The following is a 16,623-nucleotide window of genomic DNA, read 5'->3' as shown; positions in this document are numbered from 1 at the left end:
CGGCGATCTCCAGGTGCCGGCACACCTTGGCCAGCTCCTGCCCTGAGGCCAGGAGTTTGTTGCCCTCGGCGAGCTTGCGGATACTCTGCTCCGGCGTGTGCTGCCGGCGCTTGTTCGATGCCATGTCGTTGTCGATTCTTCCTTGCCCGCAGACCGGGCATCAGAGTCCCACAACGACTGGACCACTACGACGGGCTCACCTCACGGATTCTGGCGAAAGGCATACGGCTGTTGCGGAATTCGGGGTATCACATGTGCGCACACTTCGTTGAGACCGCTCATTGAAGCAGGTGCTAGAGCCCTTCCCCCTTACCCTAAAAGAGCCCATCGTTCGGACAGGACTCGGGAAGGGCGAAGGGCAATATGCTCAGCTCGGCGCCCCGCCGAGTTCGCGCGGCGAGACTGTCGTTGGGCAGTCGTGCATCGCTGTGGGCGTCTACCAGGCTGAGCGGCGCCCGATCGCCGCGTTGTCGATCAGCATGCCTACAGAGCGAATGCAGTACCGACTTGAGGAGTACCTACGTATCGCCCGCCGGACAGATCGCGCCGTTGTCCAGCAAGGCATTTCGCCGCAGATAGATCAACTGTATTAGCTGAGTTGCAGGTGATGCATGCGGGGCCAGCTAGGCAGGAACATTCTCATGCTTGGCGCGGCCGTCGGTTCCGGTCAAGGCGTAAGCCCTGTGGTCGCGGCAACGGTGCGGGTCCCAGCAACATGGCTGACCGATTGCGCTGAGGCACATCAACTATCGAGAATGCGTAATCCGCATCGAGAAGTGCTGCAAGTGCCGAGGTCGCTATCGTCGAGATTGATCCGGCCACGTCGTGATTCTCGACCACACCGCTGGCGCGGTTCTATGTGAACTCCTCGGGTTCGCAGGGGCCAATCACAGAAATGGCAGATAACGCGGCCAGCCGCAGAAGATTAGTGTGCAGGTCCCGGCGGCCATCACGTTGCGGCACCAGTCGCTCTGGGTGCTGCCGTAGATCAGCGTTAGCGCGAAGCCATCACCGTAGACATAAGCACCTACAGGTGTCTGATACCTCCGCCCACTGCGACGCCCGACGTGGCTGAGGATTGCGGTAGTTGAACGTTTGCTGCCCGCCCTCTTGAGCCTGCTGCGATTGTTCCATTTCAGCGCGCATCAGCGTGTCGCTGCGACTGACGTGATCCAGTTTCGGCGGAGCGTTCGCGGCGCCAGCCAGAGGACGCCCATCACCGCCGCGCCAATCCCAAACAGCGCTGCGACGACACGGGCGATTCCCCGTTCACCAGGGTGCTTGTCAACGCGCATGACTCGCCAAGACTCCCAGGAGGGGCAGGCTGGCTCCATCGACTGCGTCATTCATTCCGCCTTCCATTCATCGCTGGGTGCTGCGTCGGCGGTGTGCCGTCCGACCGATACGGCCATGGTGGGTTCGCGTTGGCCCGACGCGGGTCGGGTTCGAACGTTTTGCGGCCACCAGAACCAGCGACCCATCAGTGCTGCGATGGTTGGCATCATGAATGACCGCACCACCAGGGTGTCGAAAAGCAGGCCGAGGCCAATGGTGGTGCCCACCTGAGCCATTACGCGCAGATCGCTCACTGCGAATGTCATCATCGTGAAGGCGAAAACCAGGCCGGCTGATGTCACCACGCTGCCGGTGCCGGCCATCGACCGGATGATGCCGGTCTTCAAGCCCGCCCCGCGTTCCTCCTTGAAGCGTGCCACTAGAAGTAGGTTGTAGTCTGATCCGACGGCCAGCAGGATGATCACCGACATGCCCAGGATCATCCAGTGCAACTCGAGTCCAATGATGTGTTGCCAGATGAGGACGGACAACCCGAATGAGGCCGCCAGCGAGAGCAACACCGTGCCGACGATCACCAGTGCGGCGATGACTGCTCGGGTGATGATGAGCATGATGACGAAGATCAGGACGAGCGCGGATACGGCGGCGATCATCAGGTCGTATGTCGTGCCCTCCTGCATGTCCTTGTAGGTCGCTGCGGTGCCTCCGAGGTAGATCTTCGAGGTTTCCAGTGGTGTGCCCTTGATGGCTTCGAACGCGGCGTTCTTGATCTGCCCGATGTGCGTGATGCCCTCGGGGGTCGCCGGGTCTCCCTGATGGGAGATGATGAGGCGCACTGCCTTGCCGTCCGGCGACACGAACTGTTTCATGCCACGTTTGAAGTCGGGATTGTCGAAGACCTCGGGGGGTAGGTAGAAGGAGTCGTCGATCTTGGACTCGTCGAACGCCTGACCCATCGCGTTCGAGTTCTGATTCTGCTGGTCCTGCTGGTCCTGCAGACCCTTCTGCGTCGCGTAGTTGGTCAGGATCCGGTGGCGGTTTGCCTCCTGGCTGGCGATTTGGGGCGGAAGCAGGGCGTTCAGCTCCGATTGGGCGGCGGCAAGCTTGTCCAAACTGGCGGTGATAGTTCCGAACTGGTCGGAGAGCTGGCTGATGCCGTCGATGGCATCGAACACCGATCGCAATGCCGCGCAGGAGGGGATGTCGAAGCAGTGCGGTTCCCAGTAGAAGTAATTGCGCAGCGGCCGGAAGTAGTCGTCGAAGTTGGCGATCTTGTCGCGTAGGTCGTTCATGACCGGGATGATGTCGCGAAAGGCGGTGGTTTGCTCATTCTGGGCCGCAGCGGTTTCCTTCTGCAGCGCCATCTGTTGTCGCAGGATGTCGATCGTCTTGGAGATGTCGTCGGCCTGGCCCAGCAGGTCCGCTGTTCGGTCCTCCGAATAGGACTGGTTCAACTGGGTAGTGACGCCCTGCATGCCGATCTGGTACGGGATCGAGGTGTGTTCGATTGGGGTGCCCAGTGGTCGGGTGATGGTCTGAACTCGGGCGATGCCGGGAAGGTGAAAGACGGCCTTGGCGATCCGGTCGACGATGAGCATGTCTGCGGAGTTGCGGAGGTCGTGGTCGGCCTGGACCAGGAGCATTTCGGGATTGAGGCGGGCTTGGGAGAAGTGCCGGTCCGCTGCTGCGTAGCCCTCGTTTGCCTCGATGTCGGCCGGCACGTATTTCCGGTCGTTGTAGCTGGTCGTGTAGGACGGGAGAGCAAGGAGGCCGACCAGGGCGACCGCAATGGACGCCACGAGAATCGGGCCGGGCCAGCGCACCACGGCGGTGCCCACCCGGCGCCAGCCGCGGGTTTTCGTGGTGCGTTTGGGGTCCAGTAGGCCGAATCGGCTGACCACGGTCAGCAGGGCAGGCGCCATGGTGAGTGCCGCTAACGTGACGACGAGCATGCCGATCGCCAAGGGGACACCGAGGGTCTGGAAATACGGCAATCGGGTGAAACTGAGGCAGAGGGTCGCTCCGGAGATCGTCAGGCCTGACCCCAAGATCACGTGGGCGGTGCCCTGATACATCGTGTAGAACGCAGCCTCGCGGTCCTCTCCCAGTTGCCGCGCCTCGTGGTATCTGCCGATGAGAAAGATCGCGTAGTCGGTTCCCGCCGCGATCGCCAGCATGGTGAGCAGATTGACCGCGAACGTCGAGAGCCCGATCACCTCGTGGTAGCCGAGAAATGCCACGATCCCACGGGTGACCATTAGCTCAAACATCACCATGAACAGGACGAGGGCCACGGTCACGACGGAGCGGTAGACGAGAAGCAACGTGAGCAGGATGACCCCGATGGTGACTGCTGTGACCAGTTGCAGGCTCTTGTCTCCCGCGTGCTGCTGAGCCGCGGCCATTGGACCTGATCCGGTGACGAAGACCTTCAAGCCCGCCGGTGGCGGAGTGGCGGCCACCACGTCGTTCACCGCCTGGACGGATTCATTGGCCAACGCCTCGCCCTGGTTGCCGGCCAGGTAGAGCTGCACGTAGGCCGCCTTGCCGTCGGCGCTCTGCGCGCCCCCTGCGGTCAGTGGATCTCCCCAGAAGTCCTGCACGTGCTGGATGTGCTTGGCGTCTGCTTCAAGGTTCTTGATCAGGCCGTCGTAGTAGCGGTGAGCTTCCTCGCCGAGTGGTTTGTCGCTCTCCAGGACGATCATGGCAGAGCTATTGGAGTCGAACTCCTCAAAGACCTTGCCCGCCAGCATCGTGGCCTGTAGCGACGGCGCGTCGTCGGGAGTCAGGGACACCGCGTGCTCCTGGCCGACGACCTCCAGCTGGGGTACGGCGACGTTCACGACGGCTGTCAGCGCCAGCCAGCCCAACAGAACCGGCACGCAGAACAGGCGAATGAACCGGGGAATCGCCGGGTGCTTGCCGACGCGGTCGTCGCTCATGCGGACTTCACCAGGCAGAAGGTCTGAGCGCTTACGCCGACGGATGTGTTCTCATCCTTCACTTCGTCGTCGACGGTGATGCGACAGCCGATGCTGTCCCTGTCACCCTGAGCGACGACGATGGCACTCGCCGAGGGTGCAGTCGTGCTGAGGGTGATCGACCAGGGCAGGCGGGCGTCCCTAACCCTCTGCGGCTGGGCGTCTAGGTCGAGATAGTTGATGGTCGCCACGGCGCCTTTCATTCCGAAGATCTCGTATGTCACCACTTTGGGGTTGAACGGCTCGGGGTCTTGCGCGAGACCGGCTCCGGGGCGGGTGATCTCGTTGTTCGAGCCGAACAACCCGTGCATGCGATAGACCACCAATCCCGCTATCGCGACGACCACCACGATGAGCAGCGGAATCCACGCCCGCTTGAGGAGGCCAGTCACCGCATGCCTTCGCTGTCGCCTGTGTAGCAGAACATGTCCATCGCGATGAGTTCCACACTGCGACTTGCTAGTTCGTCGACGTCACCAGAGGGGGCCGCCCAGGTGAGCGTCATCTGCTGTTCTCCTCCAGCCCAAACCTGGGGGGCGTGGTGTGGGACTGGCGGGCGATGAGGGCTGCGTTGGTGTCGGCAATGGCGAGGTCGGCGTTCATGTGAGAGGCGGCGAGGGCTCCGGCGGCGGCAGCGGCGCCGACCTGCGCAGCCAGGTCAGTGGCGTTGCCGGCGACCCACACACCCGGCACTTCGGTGGTGCCTGCCATACCGGTGACGAAGCCGCGGCCGAGGCCGCCCGGCAGGTCCGCCATCGGCAGCTGCAGGCCATCGAGGCCGTCGGTGCGCGCCAGCATCCCAGTGAGCACCGACAGGACGCGCCGGGGCACGACCTGTCCGTCGGCGAGCCGCACGCCTGTAATGCCCGTCTCGTCGGACTGGATCTCCGCGACCGGGGTGTCAACGACACGGATGCCGCGGGCAGCAAATCGGGCGCGGGTGTCCTCGTCCAGGTCGGTGCCGCGGGTGAAGTACACGAGGTCTTCGGTCAACTGACGGAACAGCTGAGCGTGAAGGATCGAGCCCGGGCCCCCCGCCACGACGCCGATGGGTTCATCGCGCACCTCCCATCCGTGGCAGAACGGGCAGTGCACGACGCCCTTGCCCCAGTGCGGGGCCAGTCCGGGGATGTCCGGGAGGATGTCTCGCAGTCCGGTGGCGACCAGCACGCGGCGCGTCTTCACGGCTCGACCGTCAGTGAGCGTGATGGTGAAGCGGGGATCTCCCTCCGCAGAGGGCACACCCGGGGCAGCGGAGGTCACCTCGCCGGCCACGACACGCCCGCCGTAGTGCCGCACCTCCTCGCGGCCGCGGCGCAGCAGTTCAGCCGGCGGTGTGCCGTCCAGGCCGAGCACGGCGTGCACGCCCTCCGCGGGCGCGTTGCGGGGAGTGCCGCTGTCGATCACGACGACCGAGCGTCGTAAGCGGGCGAGCATCAACGCGCCACCAAGGCCCGCGGCCCCGCCGCCGATCACCACGGCGTCAACCACGTCACCCGGCAGTGTGTCGGTTACCTTGTCGGCAATTGTCACAGGCGTCGTCCCACCCTTTCCCTCGTGTCAGTTGGACCCGGCCCGATCGCGGGTCGGTATGTGACGAGCCTAGGCACGCCTTGCGGCATGGGCATACGATGATGCTTATGGCGCAAGAAAGTGGTGATCTGGACAGCCTGGTACGCAAACGCATCCGCGCCCTACGCGTTGCGCAGGGTTGGTCCTTGGATGAGTTGGCCACCCGGGCACGAATTAGTCCGTCGTCGCTGAGCCGCATCGAGACCGGCCCACGGCGCCTGGCCTTGGACCAACTCGTCACGCTCGCTCGAGCCCTGGATACTTCTCTGGACCAGTTGGTCGAGACCGAGGCCGACGACGTGATCTCCCACCCGGCGATCGATGCAGCCCACGGGATATTGCGGTGGCCGATCAAGGCGAATTCCGGCATGACCGTTGTGCGTACGCGCATGACGAAGCCGCCCCCGGAGAATCCCGCACGCATGCGTGCTCACCCGGGGCAAGAGTGGCTCGTCGTCCTGTCCGGCACCGCGGTGCTGATGCTGGGCCACCGTCGCCTGCGCGTGGAGACCAACGAGGCCGCTGAGTTTCCCACCATGCTGCCGCACGCGATCGGTGCCGAGGGTGGACCGTGTGAGATCTTGGGCATCTTCGACCGCGACGCCCGCCGGGCACACCAATCCGATAAGGAGGCGACCGCACAGGAACACCGGCCACAGTGACCAGTTCGCCCTCTCGCCTCCCCGGATTACTTGCGTGTCCAGCGGCCCGAACACCCCACGTCTTGCCGCTTGCGCAAGACGTGGCGCATTGACCGCATGATCGACTTACCGTCGGGCCATGACGTTCTCCGTGCACGACCACGGCGCACACCACGCAGATCGGTGTGGCGTCCAGGGCCAGGCGGAAATCCTCGACCTCGACGCGGAACTACTCGCCGAGCACATTGCATCCATCACCGCGTGGCTGCCCGTCAAAGCTAACCCTCGCCAGATTCTGGACTTGGGTTGCGGGACCGGTGCCGGTACCTTCGCCCTGCTCACACGCTTTCCCGAGGCGCATCTGACTGCCGTCGACTCCTCAGTCAGTCACCTGCACCGCGTGCGAGAAAAAGCCTGCGAGGGAGGAGTGGCCGACCGCGTGCGCACTGTCCAGGCCGATCTCAACGCGACATGGCCGGACCTCGGCAAACCTGACTTGGTGTGGGCATCGGCCGCCCTGCACCACATGGCCGATCCCGACGACACGTTGCGCCGAGTCCATGACACTCTCGCCCCCAGCGGGCTGTTCGCCGTCGTCGAACTCGCCGGCTTCCCCCGGTTCCTGCCCGACGACGCCCCCAAGGCCCGACCCGGCCTGGAGGAACGCTGCCACGCCGCGAACAAGCGCCACCACGCCGGCCAAGTGCCCCACCGCGGCGCCGACTGGGGACCCAGGCTCACCGCTGCGGGATTCACCCTCGAAGGCGAACGCACGATCGCCGTCAACATCGAGCACTCCCACTTCGAGGCGGTCGGCCGCTACGCACTCCACAGTTTCCGCAGTATGCGCGGTGCCGTCGCCGACGCGCTCTCGGTCGACGATCTCGTCGCGCTGGATCAGCTGATCGACATTGAAGGCCCGCACAGCATCCTGGGCCGCGATGATCTCGCTGTGCGCACTGAACGCGCCGTATGGGCCGCGCGCCGCACGTGAGCCTCGACCGTCGTCACCTGTTTGCGCTCTTCCCCGGTAATCACTTGCCGATGCGAATGGCGGCAGTGAGGGGGCCCCGTTGATGGTGTCCAGTCGCTATGCGGGAGGCTCGGCAGCATTGTCTGTGCCGGCGGCGCGGAGACGCACTCGCGCGAGCGATTCTGCCCGTTCATCGAGTGTGGCCGGCGGTGGGGCTCGAAGCCGCGCAGGAGGCTGGTCGCACCGATTCCATGCGCACAATTCTGACGGCGGTCAGCACAATCCCCACGCAGATCGACACCAGCGCCGCCGCATTCAGGTCGGCGATCACGTTCACGATGACGTAGGCGAGGTGGGGAGCACTGGAATACACCAGCCCGGACACCCCGCGCATCTGTTCGAGCAGAGCCGGGCGTGCGCGCCTCGGTCACGCCCTCTTGCCCTCACGGAGCTGCTCGCCGAGAAAACGGTCGACGGTGTTGAACATGTCGATCACGTTCTCCGGGTTGACGAATCCGTGGCCCTCGTCCTCCTTGACCATGTACTCCACCTCGACACCGCGGTCCCGCAGTCCCGCGACGAGGTTGTCGGACTCGGCCTGTACGACGCGAACATCGTTGACGCCCTGGACGACCAGCAGCGGCGTCTTGATCTGGTCGACCTTCGTGATCGGCGAGCGCGCCAGCATGTCCTTCAACTGCTCCGGATCGTCGGGGTTGCCGACGAATAGATGCCAGTTGTTGGCCAGAAGCGGGCGGGCGACCTCGGGCAGGGTGCGCACGAAGTTGCTCAGGTCCGAGATGCCGACGTAGTCGATCGCCGCGGCGAACACATCGGGGGTGAAGGTGACGCCGACCAGCGTGGCGTAGCCGCCGTACGATCCGCCGAAGATGGCGACGCGATCGCGGTCGGCGTAGCCCTGCGCGATCGCCCATTCGACGCCGTCGAGGAGGTCGTCGTGCATCTTGCAGGCGAATTCGCCGACTGCCGCCTTCTGAAACGCTTTGCTGTCCCGGACGAACCACGGAAGTTGATCTGTAGTACCGCGTACGTGGCCAAACCAGTGGCACCGCGGGGCCTCGCCCGCCAACGCATCCTCAATGCCGCATCGGCCCTGTTCGCCGAGCACGGAGTGCACGGGACGTCGTTGCAAATGATCGCTGACCGCGTCGGGTCGGGTCGGCAAAGCGGCGATCTACTACCAGTTTCAGTCAAAGGAGGAGATCGCCCTCGACGTGATCCGACCCCCGTCGGGGACCTCGCGCGAGTCATCAGGATCGCTGAAGCTCTCCCGGATTGGGAGGCTCGCCGGGCCGTCGTCATCAGCGGTCTCGTAGAAATGGCCGTGCGCCATCGGTGCTTGTCCGTCATGTTCCACGGCGATCCCGCTATCGAAAACATGGTCCTCGCGCAGCCTGAAATGAGAGCTGTGACCGACCGTCTTCGCGAGCTGCTGGAGGGTCCCGATCGTCACCCCACCGCGCGGATCGCGTGCTCGGTGCTTTTCGCTGTAATGGGCAAGACCGCCTCCGATCCGTCGCTCGGCGACATCGATGATGCCGATCTGCACCGAGCGCTCCTCGAACTGTCGACGCGAATCATGCAACCTCTCGCCGAAGGCGTCTGAGATCGATTGAGCCCTATCTGGATACGGGCCATGGGATCAGGAGTCGAGCCTTGGGGACGGCCGAGCGGGAGCATTCCGATTGGCGTCATGAGCGAGCGCGCCGCAGAGCCGCTGCTGGCGGGCGTTCGCCCGCAGGGGTACAGCCGGGACACAAATGCGGTGAGCGTGCCCACGTCCATGATCCGCCGCTCGTCGAGTATGGCAAGCTGGTCGATCCGACGAACGACCGAAAGGCGATGTGCCATAAAGATTCCCAAGCGGCTGGCCCCTAGGTGGTCTGCACCGCGCAATCAAACGTATCGTTCCGCAGTTGCTTGATCGGCCGGGACTCTCGATTCACCCCCTTCGTCTCCGTGGTAGCCGGCGCGCCGCCGGGTGCGACAGACGCTGAGAACAAGGCCCGCCGCGGATGCCGGTCGACGCTTCAAACCGCCGTCGTCCCTGGCCGCCAACAGCAGATCGCAGCTCTTGTTCACTGACTTCTATTTCCAGCAGCACGACAGCCGCTTTCAGGCCCAGTTCGCCGCGGCGGAGTTTGCCGCCCTTCTCCTGAAGCTCCGCCAGAGGCTGCCAAGCACGCTAAGCCGCAAGAGGCACGCCGATCTTAAATAAGTTGGTAAACAACATATCTCGAAATCAGCACTACCCCTGCGCGCTGCGTGTGACGTGACGAAATCGCATCGCCGATTGCAACATGCCATTCACGAACCATCGACCTGCTTCCGCATCGTCGGCGGCGCCGACATCGTGGTCGCCGCAGTCTGCCGACCCGAACTCATCAAGGGTGCCTGGATCAAATCCGGAGCGGTGGTCATCGGCGCAGGCTACAACCCCGGCAACATCGGCGACGTCGAATACGACACCGCCGCCCAGCGCGTCCACCTGATCACACCCGTCCCGGGGGGAGTCGCCCCACCACCATCACCGTCCTGCTCCACCAAACCGTCGCAGCAGCCCTAGCACGCACCCATGGCGACGAAACAGCCATAGAGGGATATCGACGGGCGCTCTACCTCCGCAGAGGTCGAAGTGCCCGCCGTAGGACGTGCAATCCTCGGTGTGGCGGTGGGAATGTTGACGGAGAGACACTGGTGGATTGGGCTGAGATCTGCAGGCTGCATCGAGCGGAGGGACGGCCGATCAAGTTGATCGCCGAACGTTGAAGATTTCGCGGAACACGGTGCGGTCGCGACTTCCCCGCAGCATCAGGTAGTTCAAGCCAACGATCAATTGTGTTCAGTTTAGGGAACGGTGTTGACAGCTTTCCCGGCCTATGTTCAGATTACTGCACAGTCCTATGTGGCACCGCTCACACTCAACATGTCAGATCGACGAAGGCGTAGGGGAGGCGAACTTCCAACAGGCTCAGAAGATCGCACACCGCGTCAGTGCGGCAACGCAGGAACGCCTCCATCGGTGGCAGCGTCGATGCTGGCATGCCGCCTTTGAATAAGAACTCTGCACAACCACATTCACATTCAACATGAGGACTCGCGTGAAAACGCTTGAGCAGCAATGCAACTATGCTACGAGGTACGCCACGGTTGGCCACCGGTCCAGAGGGGCGGTGCGTTTGCATCGTCGGCGGATGCTGCCGAGGACACCTGTACCGGTCATGCCGGGCGTGGTGTCCATTGGCAGGTCGCGAGGTTGGGCGACGGTGAGCTCGTTAGTCACCACACGACGTGGCGTCACTGCGACAACAGCGGTCGCGATCGCGCTGGCTTTGGTCTCCTCGCCCCTTGCCGGCGCTGACCCTGATGAGACGCAACCGATCCCAGTAGCTCCCGACGTGGTTGCCGCGGCTGTGGATCCTGTTGGTCAGGACGGCGCTGGTCGTGCGTGCCAGCAATTCGCTGAGGCACTGGATCTCGCGGCGGGCACGTACTCGGACTTCGCTGATGTGACCTCAGGTGATCAGTGGCGATACGACGACCCCGTTGTTCGTGACGCGAACGTCACCGGGAGGACGGCTCTACGTATGGCGGCTGCCCGGGCGCTGGACGCATCGGCGACCCCGGGTGTGCAGCCAGAGATCGCCGGCCCGATGCGCAAGTGGTCACTTCAGGCGTCCAAACTGCTGGTCCTGATGGGTCTGCGCAGCGGCGACGACCGGATCAACACCGCGGCTGTCGCACTCAATGATGACACCTATTCGGTGCAACTTGCTTGTGCGCAAAACCAATCGGCCGCTACGGGCTAGCCACCCGCTGCACAGGCGCCCTTCCTATCGCCTGATCTCAACGAAAGTCACCTGATCTCAACGAAAGGCTTGTCACTGTGATGCTCAACAGAGTTCGTCTGGGCGCTCTAGTCGTGTCCGTCCTGGCTGCGGTTGCCTGCCCGGTCGCCTCGGCCGACCCCCCGCCGCCGGCACCTGCGGTCAGCGATGAGCCACCTGCGCCGGCCGGGCTGATGGCGCCGGCCGAGGCGAGCTTCTTCCAGACCCCTGACGGCTGGCAGCTGACGGTGTCGGCCAAGAATGAGACTCTCCTGCCGGTGGCACCGTTGACGACCGCGGCCTCATCGCGCGAGTACGCCGTCGGTGGCACCTTCGTGGGCAACGTGGCCGGTGGCGGATCGACCACGCTGAGCGGCGGTACATTTGAGGTCGGCTTCCGGATCGGATGCGGAATCACCGCCGATGTGGTCGACCTCGCCGGCTCCATCGGTATCAGCCCCACGCTGAAGTTCCCTCTGACCGGCGACAGCAACTTCCCATCGGTGGGGGGTCTGGTGCGCGTGCACCTGCGGCCCGGTGTCGTCAACATCGTGCCGGTGGCCAAGAAGTCGTTCAAGGCGACCGAGGTCAGAGTCAACATCGCAGACTTCCGGGTCAAGATCGACAGTTGCGCGGGCCAATCGTTTATCCAGTCCTACGCCACGCTGAGCAGCTCGACCACCGACACCGAGGACCTCACCACCTACCTCGGCACGGTCAAGGTCGTCTGACCGTTGGCTGCCCACGGCTAGCCGAAAGCCTCTGGCCCAAACTGATTCCCAAGCCAGGATGCCCGCAGAGCACTGCCAACTGGCGGCGGACATCGCGCCTCTGCTGCCCGCCGGAAACCCATTCGACAGACTCACAAGAAGGGGGCACTCGCCCAATGATGAGAACCACCGCCGCCATCGCCACCGGATTCCTCCTCGCACTCGGGCCGATTGGCCCTGCACGCGCAGAACCCGATCCCTCCTCCGCTGCCGACAGCCCTGCCCCGCAACTAGAAGGCGCTGTCGCCTCCGCGGCGTCCGGCGTGCTGATCACACCTGAGGGCTGGCACCTGACCGTCGGCGCACGCGACGAGTCCCAGATAGCGGTCAATCCGCTGACCACCGCGATCTCCTCTCGCGAGTACCTGGTGAAGGCCACTTTCGCGGGCTCGGTGACCGGCGACGGCACGACCGAACTCGCAGGAGGCACTCTGGAAGTGGGCTACCAGATCGGCTGCGGCATCGTGGCCGACAAGGTCAAACTCACTGCCTCAGCCGGTATCGCCCCGGCCGGCAGCCTCCTGGGCGCGCCCACCGGCCTGTCATTCCCGATCTCGGGCACCGTGGAAGTGACACTGAAACCCGGAGACGTCACCAACGTCCAAGCCACCAAGAAGGAGTTCAAGGGAACCGACGTCCGCGTCAGCCTCCACGACCTCCACATCAAACTCGACGGTTGCGTCGGCCAATCCTTTCTACGCTCCTACGCGATCCTCACCAGCAACAACGACATCACCGACGACGTCGTCGCCTACTACGGCACCACCAAGACCGTATAAACCCCAACAACTCTCACCACAAAAGACCACAACTCAGAAACAGCCCACAGTGCAATATGAATGCACCCGGACCACACCATGCCGAACGGCCGATGAGCACCGCCAGGTCAATCAAAGGCGACCGCTCGACTGTAGAAGCATGAGGAAGGTGTGAAGGCAAAGGGGCGCTGCGTCGTCGGCTGGGATGGCGTCAGTGCCGAGGGCCCGGGCCGGGCCGAGGCGCCGTCGAGCAGCAACGCCAGCTGCTCCCCGAGCGGTTCCGGATCGGCGGCACCAGCCTCCCGGGCGGTCTCGGTCATTCGGGCGGTGACGGATTCCTTGTACTCGCGGGCTCGCACGCGGGCGGGATGCTCGGGGTCGGCGATCTGCACCGCAGCGGCGACGAACGAGTGGAGAGGCATTCCGTCATGGGTGAACTCCGCAGGCTTGTCGAACACCGCGAGCAGCCGTTGGCGTGGCGTCAGCTCTGTGCTTTCGAACACCTCGGGCATCGTGTCGACGTCATGCCGACGCAGATACTCGGCAATCAGTTCGTGAAATGTTGGTAGGCGGTGCGATTGGACACGTGCGGCGCCGTGCAGAGCAGGTCCATCCGGTTTTGTTGATGCCCTGCTGGCGGAGTAGCTATCGAAGGGATCGTGGTCGTTGAGTCACCCGGCTCGGACCTAATCACCGTCGAGGGCAACTGCTACTTCCCGCCCTCGTCGGTGAACACCGAGGCGGTCAGCGACGGCGCGATGTCCTACAACTGCCCGCGGAGGGGCGACGCGCCGCGCGGCCAGGCCACGTTCAGCCGAAGTCGTTCAGTATTGGGACTTTCGCGGCTTGTGGAGGCCGGGTGCGAATAAGGGTTTGAGTGCCGTTCGCGCAGTGTCGGTCTCTCGGACGAACAGCGCACCTATATCCGTCAAGGGATAAACGACCGGGGCCACGTCATGCCAGCTGTCTCTGCCCGCGAGAACACCGATGGCGTCGGGAACATCAGTGCGGACGATGCACGCCATCGGCCCAATCAACGTCAGTTCGCGCAGAGTGACCTGGCGCAGTAGTTCCGTCGACATGGTCCCCGGGGGCTGGATGCCCGTAAGCACAACCGAGCCTCCGGTGTCGACGAGTGATACAGCGGCGCCGAGGCCGGCGGCAGTCCCCGAGGTCTCGAACACCGTGTCATACCCACCGTCGAGCGCGCTGTGCTCGGAAGCGGTCTCGGAGGCGCCCAGGGCTCGTGCTGTGTCCCTGCGCGCTGAACTCGGCTCACACACAGCAAGTTCACCGACGTCGGCCAGCGATCGCAAGGCTGCAACGACGAACGCCCCGATCCCACCTGCACCCAACACCAAGACACGGCTACCCGAGCGGACGCTCGCGCGCCGGACGGTGTGGACGGCAATCGCCATCGGCTGCACCAGCGCGCCTGCATCCGCGGTGATGCCGGACTCGTCGAGCGGAAAGCAGTTATGCGCGGGAACCGAAACGAACTCGGCGAGGCCACCGTTGCGCTGGAGTCCGACAGCCCAATAGTGCGGGCATCGGTTGGTGTGGCCCCTCCGGCAATGGGAGCACCGATCGCACCACGACGATGCTCCCGACGCGACAAGTTGTCCGAGTCCGAAACCGTCGACGGCAGAGCCCAACGCCACGACTTCGCCCGAGAATTCATGACCGAGCACCAAGGGACCCAGGTGTCCGGTGATTGGGTGTCGCTGTTCGATTGGCGTGAGCACCGGACCATGGGCGAATTCACCCAGATCCGAGCCGCATACCCCTGCCGTCTTGACCGCCAGTAGGACCTCACCGTGCTGGGGTTCGGGGATGGGCCGCGTTTCGATCCGTAGGTCTCGGCGACCATGGAGTACTGCCGCCTCCATGATTAGGCGTTCGTCCCGCGTCGGCACTGGATTGGCAGTGGACGTCACGGGCTCACCACGATACGTCCGATCACTGAGCCGGCCCGCAAGAGAGCGATCGCATCATTGACGTCCACGAGTTCGCGGGTCTGCCCGATGAGCGGGGTTATTCGTCCTTCTGCCACAAGGCGCGCCGCTGCGGCGAGTTCCGCGTGAGTCGAGCTACGGGATCCGACGATGGAAACCTCGCGATACACGAGATCAACCGGCGCAGTTCGAAGTTCAGGTGCGATGTAGCCGACGATCACAACTCGGCCACCTTTGCGGCACGCGCGCACCGCCTGGTCCAGTGAATCCGAGGTACCCACGAAATCGAGGAAGGAGTGAACTCCAAGGCCCGATGTCAGCGAAGTCAGCTGACCGATGAGATCCTCGCGGGGGTCCAGGGTGCGTGCAGCGCCGAGCTTCTCCGCTAGCAGCCGCCGCTCGGCGTTGCGTGCGACGGCGATGACACGTGCCCCGCACAATGCGGCGATCTGGACGGCGCACAGACCGAGTCCGCCGAGTCCGTTGATGACGACTGTCTCCGCGGGGCGGACTTGAGCACGCGATACGACGGCGTGATAGGAGGCGCCGACAGCATCGGGGAGAGTCGCTCCGACTTCGTAGGAGATCTCCTCGCTCAGTGGAATCAAGCTGGTGACCGGTGCGACCATGTACTCGGCGAGAGCCCCGTCGAGTTCGAAACCCAGCCGGCGCAGCTGCGCGCAGTAGTTGTACATGCCGTCGCGACAGTAGGCGCATTGACCGCATGTGACGTCGGGACTGACGAACACGCGATCCCCGATGGAAGCTTCGGTCACGTCGGCGCCAAGGGCGACGACCTCACCGGCTGGCTCATGCCCGATGATGCGGGGCGTCGAAACGCTCGGCACACCTCCGTCGATGATCTTGATGTCGGTCCGGCACACGCCTGCCGCACGCACTCGGATCACCACCTGCCCTTGCCTGGGCGACGGGTCGGGCAGTGAGGTGACGTTCAGAGGGTCGGTGAACTGTTCCAGGACGGCGGCGCGCATGGTCGGTACCCTTCGATCGTTGAGGTGTGTTGAAGCTCTGGAAAGGTGGCGCGACCAAGCTCAGGTCGCGTAGTTGACGACGACCGACAGGCATCGGGCGATCGCCGATCGTGAAGGATTCCGGTACTGATGGGGCGTGCTCGGGTCGAATGAGATTGAATCTCCGGCGCAGAGTCGAATCGTCTCGAAACCGATGACGGCCTCGATCTCTCCCTCAAGGACCTGGAGATACTCGCGGCCCTGATGGCGTATCGACTGACCAGTCTCGGACGATCGTCCTTCTGGCCGGTAGACCGCTTCGATGAAGTCGACGTAGGGGTCGTGGTTCGGGGTCAGTCGTTCCCACCGAACGCCAGATGACAGCTCGATGACCTGGCGAGTGTCGGCGCGTTGAACGATTCCTTGACCGTCGGCACCGGTCGCTCGCCCCCAAGCTCCCGATGGCGCCGACTCGGTAGTCAGCTCTGAGACATCGTCGGCCGGCGCCGCACCCAGCTCCGGCGGTACGAGTGTGGCCGACGTATCCGAATCAGTTGCACCGAACAAAGAATCCAACGACACGCTGAGTTCGTTGGCGAGCGCGTACACGATTCGCGCCGAGGGCGCGACGATGCCGCGCTCGATCTGCGACAGAAGGCTCGCCGAGCACCCTGCCCGTCGGGCCAGTTCTCGCAGCGAGATCTGTCGCACCATCCGCAACTCACGTATCCGCTGCCCAGGGCCGACCGCCTCACTGGCGGCCTCTTCAGCGGTCATACGTCCCCCTAGTGTGCAGTTTTGTTGATGATACTGCACATCCTACGTTGTACAGCCGCGTGGCGCGAAAGAATCTGCGCC

16 protein-coding genes and 3 pseudogenes are annotated in these 16,623 nt (G+C 64.0%); 8 read left to right on the top strand and 11 right to left on the bottom strand.

Going from position 1 to position 16,623, the window contains the following annotated elements; all coding sequences use genetic code 11:
* Positions 1-124: pseudogene (locus tag ABIA65_RS31355) on the bottom strand (IS3-like element ISMyma8 family transposase); the annotation flags it as partial.
* Between the two features lie 166 nt (positions 125-290).
* Here ABIA65_RS31355 and ABIA65_RS31350 point away from each other — a divergent pair.
* Entirely contained in the window at positions 291-593 is a 303-nt protein-coding gene (locus ABIA65_RS31350) for an IclR family transcriptional regulator domain-containing protein (protein ID WP_354526024.1), read from the top strand.
* 753 nt (positions 594-1,346) lie between these two features.
* Here ABIA65_RS31350 and ABIA65_RS31345 read toward each other — a convergent pair.
* From ABIA65_RS31345 to ABIA65_RS31335, 3 genes are all read right to left on the bottom strand, one after another.
* Entirely contained in the window at positions 1,347-4,238 is a 2,892-nt protein-coding gene (locus ABIA65_RS31345; protein WP_354526015.1) for an MMPL/RND family transporter, read from the bottom strand.
* Entirely contained in the window at positions 4,235-4,669 is a 435-nt protein-coding gene (locus ABIA65_RS31340; RefSeq protein ID WP_354526014.1) for an MmpS family transport accessory protein, read from the bottom strand. The genes ABIA65_RS31345 and ABIA65_RS31340 overlap by 4 nt, the downstream gene beginning before the upstream one ends.
* Before the next feature lie 109 nt (positions 4,670-4,778).
* A complete protein-coding gene (locus tag ABIA65_RS31335; RefSeq protein ID WP_354526013.1) occupies positions 4,779-5,810 on the bottom strand; it encodes an NAD(P)/FAD-dependent oxidoreductase in 1,032 nt (343 codons plus the stop codon).
* A 107-nt stretch (positions 5,811-5,917) separates the two neighbouring features.
* On the opposite strand from ABIA65_RS31335, the gene ABIA65_RS31330 reads away from it, so the two are divergent.
* Both ABIA65_RS31330 and ABIA65_RS31325 read left to right on the top strand, forming a co-directional pair.
* Complete coding sequence (locus ABIA65_RS31330) at positions 5,918-6,511, top strand: helix-turn-helix domain-containing protein (RefSeq protein WP_354526012.1); 594 nt, start codon at positions 5,918-5,920, stop codon at positions 6,509-6,511.
* A 118-nt stretch (positions 6,512-6,629) separates the two neighbouring features.
* On the top strand, positions 6,630-7,484 hold the full coding sequence (locus tag ABIA65_RS31325) for a class I SAM-dependent methyltransferase (protein ID WP_354526011.1): 855 nt from the start codon (positions 6,630-6,632) through the stop codon (positions 7,482-7,484).
* A 169-nt stretch (positions 7,485-7,653) separates the two neighbouring features.
* On the opposite strand, the gene ABIA65_RS31320 is transcribed toward ABIA65_RS31325, so the two are convergent.
* The gene (locus ABIA65_RS31320) at positions 7,654-7,848 is read right to left on the bottom strand and encodes a DUF3159 domain-containing protein (protein ID WP_354526010.1); all 195 of its coding nucleotides are present in this window, start codon (positions 7,846-7,848) and stop codon (positions 7,654-7,656) included.
* Between the two features lie 42 nt (positions 7,849-7,890).
* A pseudogene (locus ABIA65_RS31315) lies at positions 7,891-8,513 on the bottom strand (alpha/beta hydrolase family protein); the annotation flags it as partial.
* 1 nt (position 8,514) lies between these two features.
* On the opposite strand from ABIA65_RS31315, the pseudogene ABIA65_RS31310 reads away from it, so the two are divergent.
* A pseudogene (locus tag ABIA65_RS31310) lies at positions 8,515-8,634 on the top strand (TetR family transcriptional regulator); the annotation flags it as partial.
* A gap of 36 nt (positions 8,635-8,670) precedes the next feature.
* On the opposite strand, the gene ABIA65_RS31305 reads toward ABIA65_RS31310, so the two are convergent.
* Complete coding sequence (locus ABIA65_RS31305) at positions 8,671-9,033, bottom strand: hypothetical protein (protein WP_354526026.1); 363 nt, start codon at positions 9,031-9,033, stop codon at positions 8,671-8,673.
* A gap of 744 nt (positions 9,034-9,777) precedes the next feature.
* Here ABIA65_RS31305 and ABIA65_RS31300 point away from each other — a divergent pair.
* The 4 genes from ABIA65_RS31300 (at position 9,778) to ABIA65_RS31285 (ending at position 12,860) form a co-directional block, all read left to right on the top strand.
* Positions 9,778-10,050 (top strand): hypothetical protein, encoded by a 273-nt coding sequence (locus ABIA65_RS31300; protein WP_354526009.1) that lies wholly within the window; start codon positions 9,778-9,780, stop codon positions 10,048-10,050.
* A 700-nt stretch (positions 10,051-10,750) separates the two neighbouring features.
* Complete coding sequence (locus ABIA65_RS31295) at positions 10,751-11,293, top strand: Rv2240c family protein (protein ID WP_354526008.1); 543 nt, start codon at positions 10,751-10,753, stop codon at positions 11,291-11,293.
* An 80-nt stretch (positions 11,294-11,373) separates the two neighbouring features.
* Complete coding sequence (locus ABIA65_RS31290) at positions 11,374-12,042, top strand: MspA family porin (protein WP_502919640.1); 669 nt, start codon at positions 11,374-11,376, stop codon at positions 12,040-12,042.
* Between the two features lie 155 nt (positions 12,043-12,197).
* Positions 12,198-12,860 carry an MspA family porin gene (locus ABIA65_RS31285; protein ID WP_354526006.1) on the top strand — a complete coding sequence of 221 codons (663 nt, stop codon included), beginning with the start codon at positions 12,198-12,200 and terminating at the stop codon, positions 12,858-12,860.
* Between the two features lie 107 nt (positions 12,861-12,967).
* Here ABIA65_RS31285 and ABIA65_RS31280 read toward each other — a convergent pair whose 3' ends face one another.
* From ABIA65_RS31280 to ABIA65_RS31260, 4 genes are all read right to left on the bottom strand, one after another.
* Positions 12,968-13,342, bottom strand: coding sequence for a hypothetical protein (locus ABIA65_RS31280; protein ID WP_354526005.1), 375 nt, complete (start codon positions 13,340-13,342; stop codon positions 12,968-12,970).
* Positions 13,343-13,663: 321 nt separating this feature from the next.
* Positions 13,664-14,776, bottom strand: a complete 1,113-nt coding sequence (locus ABIA65_RS31270; RefSeq protein ID WP_354526003.1) for a zinc-dependent alcohol dehydrogenase — start codon at positions 14,774-14,776, stop codon at positions 13,664-13,666.
* The gene (locus tag ABIA65_RS31265) at positions 14,773-15,786 is read right to left on the bottom strand and encodes an alcohol dehydrogenase catalytic domain-containing protein (protein WP_354526002.1); all 1,014 of its coding nucleotides are present in this window, start codon (positions 15,784-15,786) and stop codon (positions 14,773-14,775) included. Before ABIA65_RS31265 ends, ABIA65_RS31270 begins: the two co-directional genes overlap by 4 nt.
* Positions 15,787-15,846: 60 nt before the next feature.
* Complete coding sequence (locus ABIA65_RS31260) at positions 15,847-16,542, bottom strand: helix-turn-helix domain-containing protein (RefSeq protein WP_354526001.1); 696 nt, start codon at positions 16,540-16,542, stop codon at positions 15,847-15,849.
* Positions 16,543-16,623: the final 81 nt, after the last annotated feature.

It is taken from the genome of Mycolicibacterium sp. 624 (assembly GCF_040548615.1).
Lineage (GTDB): Bacteria > Actinomycetota > Actinomycetes > Mycobacteriales > Mycobacteriaceae > Mycobacterium.
Note: the sequence above shows the minus strand (reverse complement) of the source record. Positions and strands in the feature narration are given on the sequence as shown.

Excerpts from the sequence above, each read along its gene's own strand:
- ABIA65_RS31345 (WP_354526015.1), bottom strand. The coding sequence starts at position 4,238 with ATGAGCGACGACCGCGTCGGCAAGCACCCGGCGATTCCCCGGTTCATT.
- ABIA65_RS31330 (WP_354526012.1), top strand. The coding sequence starts at position 5,918 with ATGGCGCAAGAAAGTGGTGATCTGGACAGCCTGGTACGCAAACGCATC.
- ABIA65_RS31325 (WP_354526011.1), top strand. The coding sequence starts at position 6,630 with ATGACGTTCTCCGTGCACGACCACGGCGCACACCACGCAGATCGGTGT.
- ABIA65_RS31290 (WP_502919640.1), top strand. The coding sequence starts at position 11,374 with ATGCTCAACAGAGTTCGTCTGGGCGCTCTAGTCGTGTCCGTCCTGGCT.
- ABIA65_RS31285 (WP_354526006.1), top strand. The coding sequence starts at position 12,198 with ATGATGAGAACCACCGCCGCCATCGCCACCGGATTCCTCCTCGCACTC.
- ABIA65_RS31265 (WP_354526002.1), bottom strand. The coding sequence starts at position 15,786 with ATGCGCGCCGCCGTCCTGGAACAGTTCACCGACCCTCTGAACGTCACC.
- ABIA65_RS31260 (WP_354526001.1), bottom strand. The coding sequence starts at position 16,542 with ATGACCGCTGAAGAGGCCGCCAGTGAGGCGGTCGGCCCTGGGCAGCGG.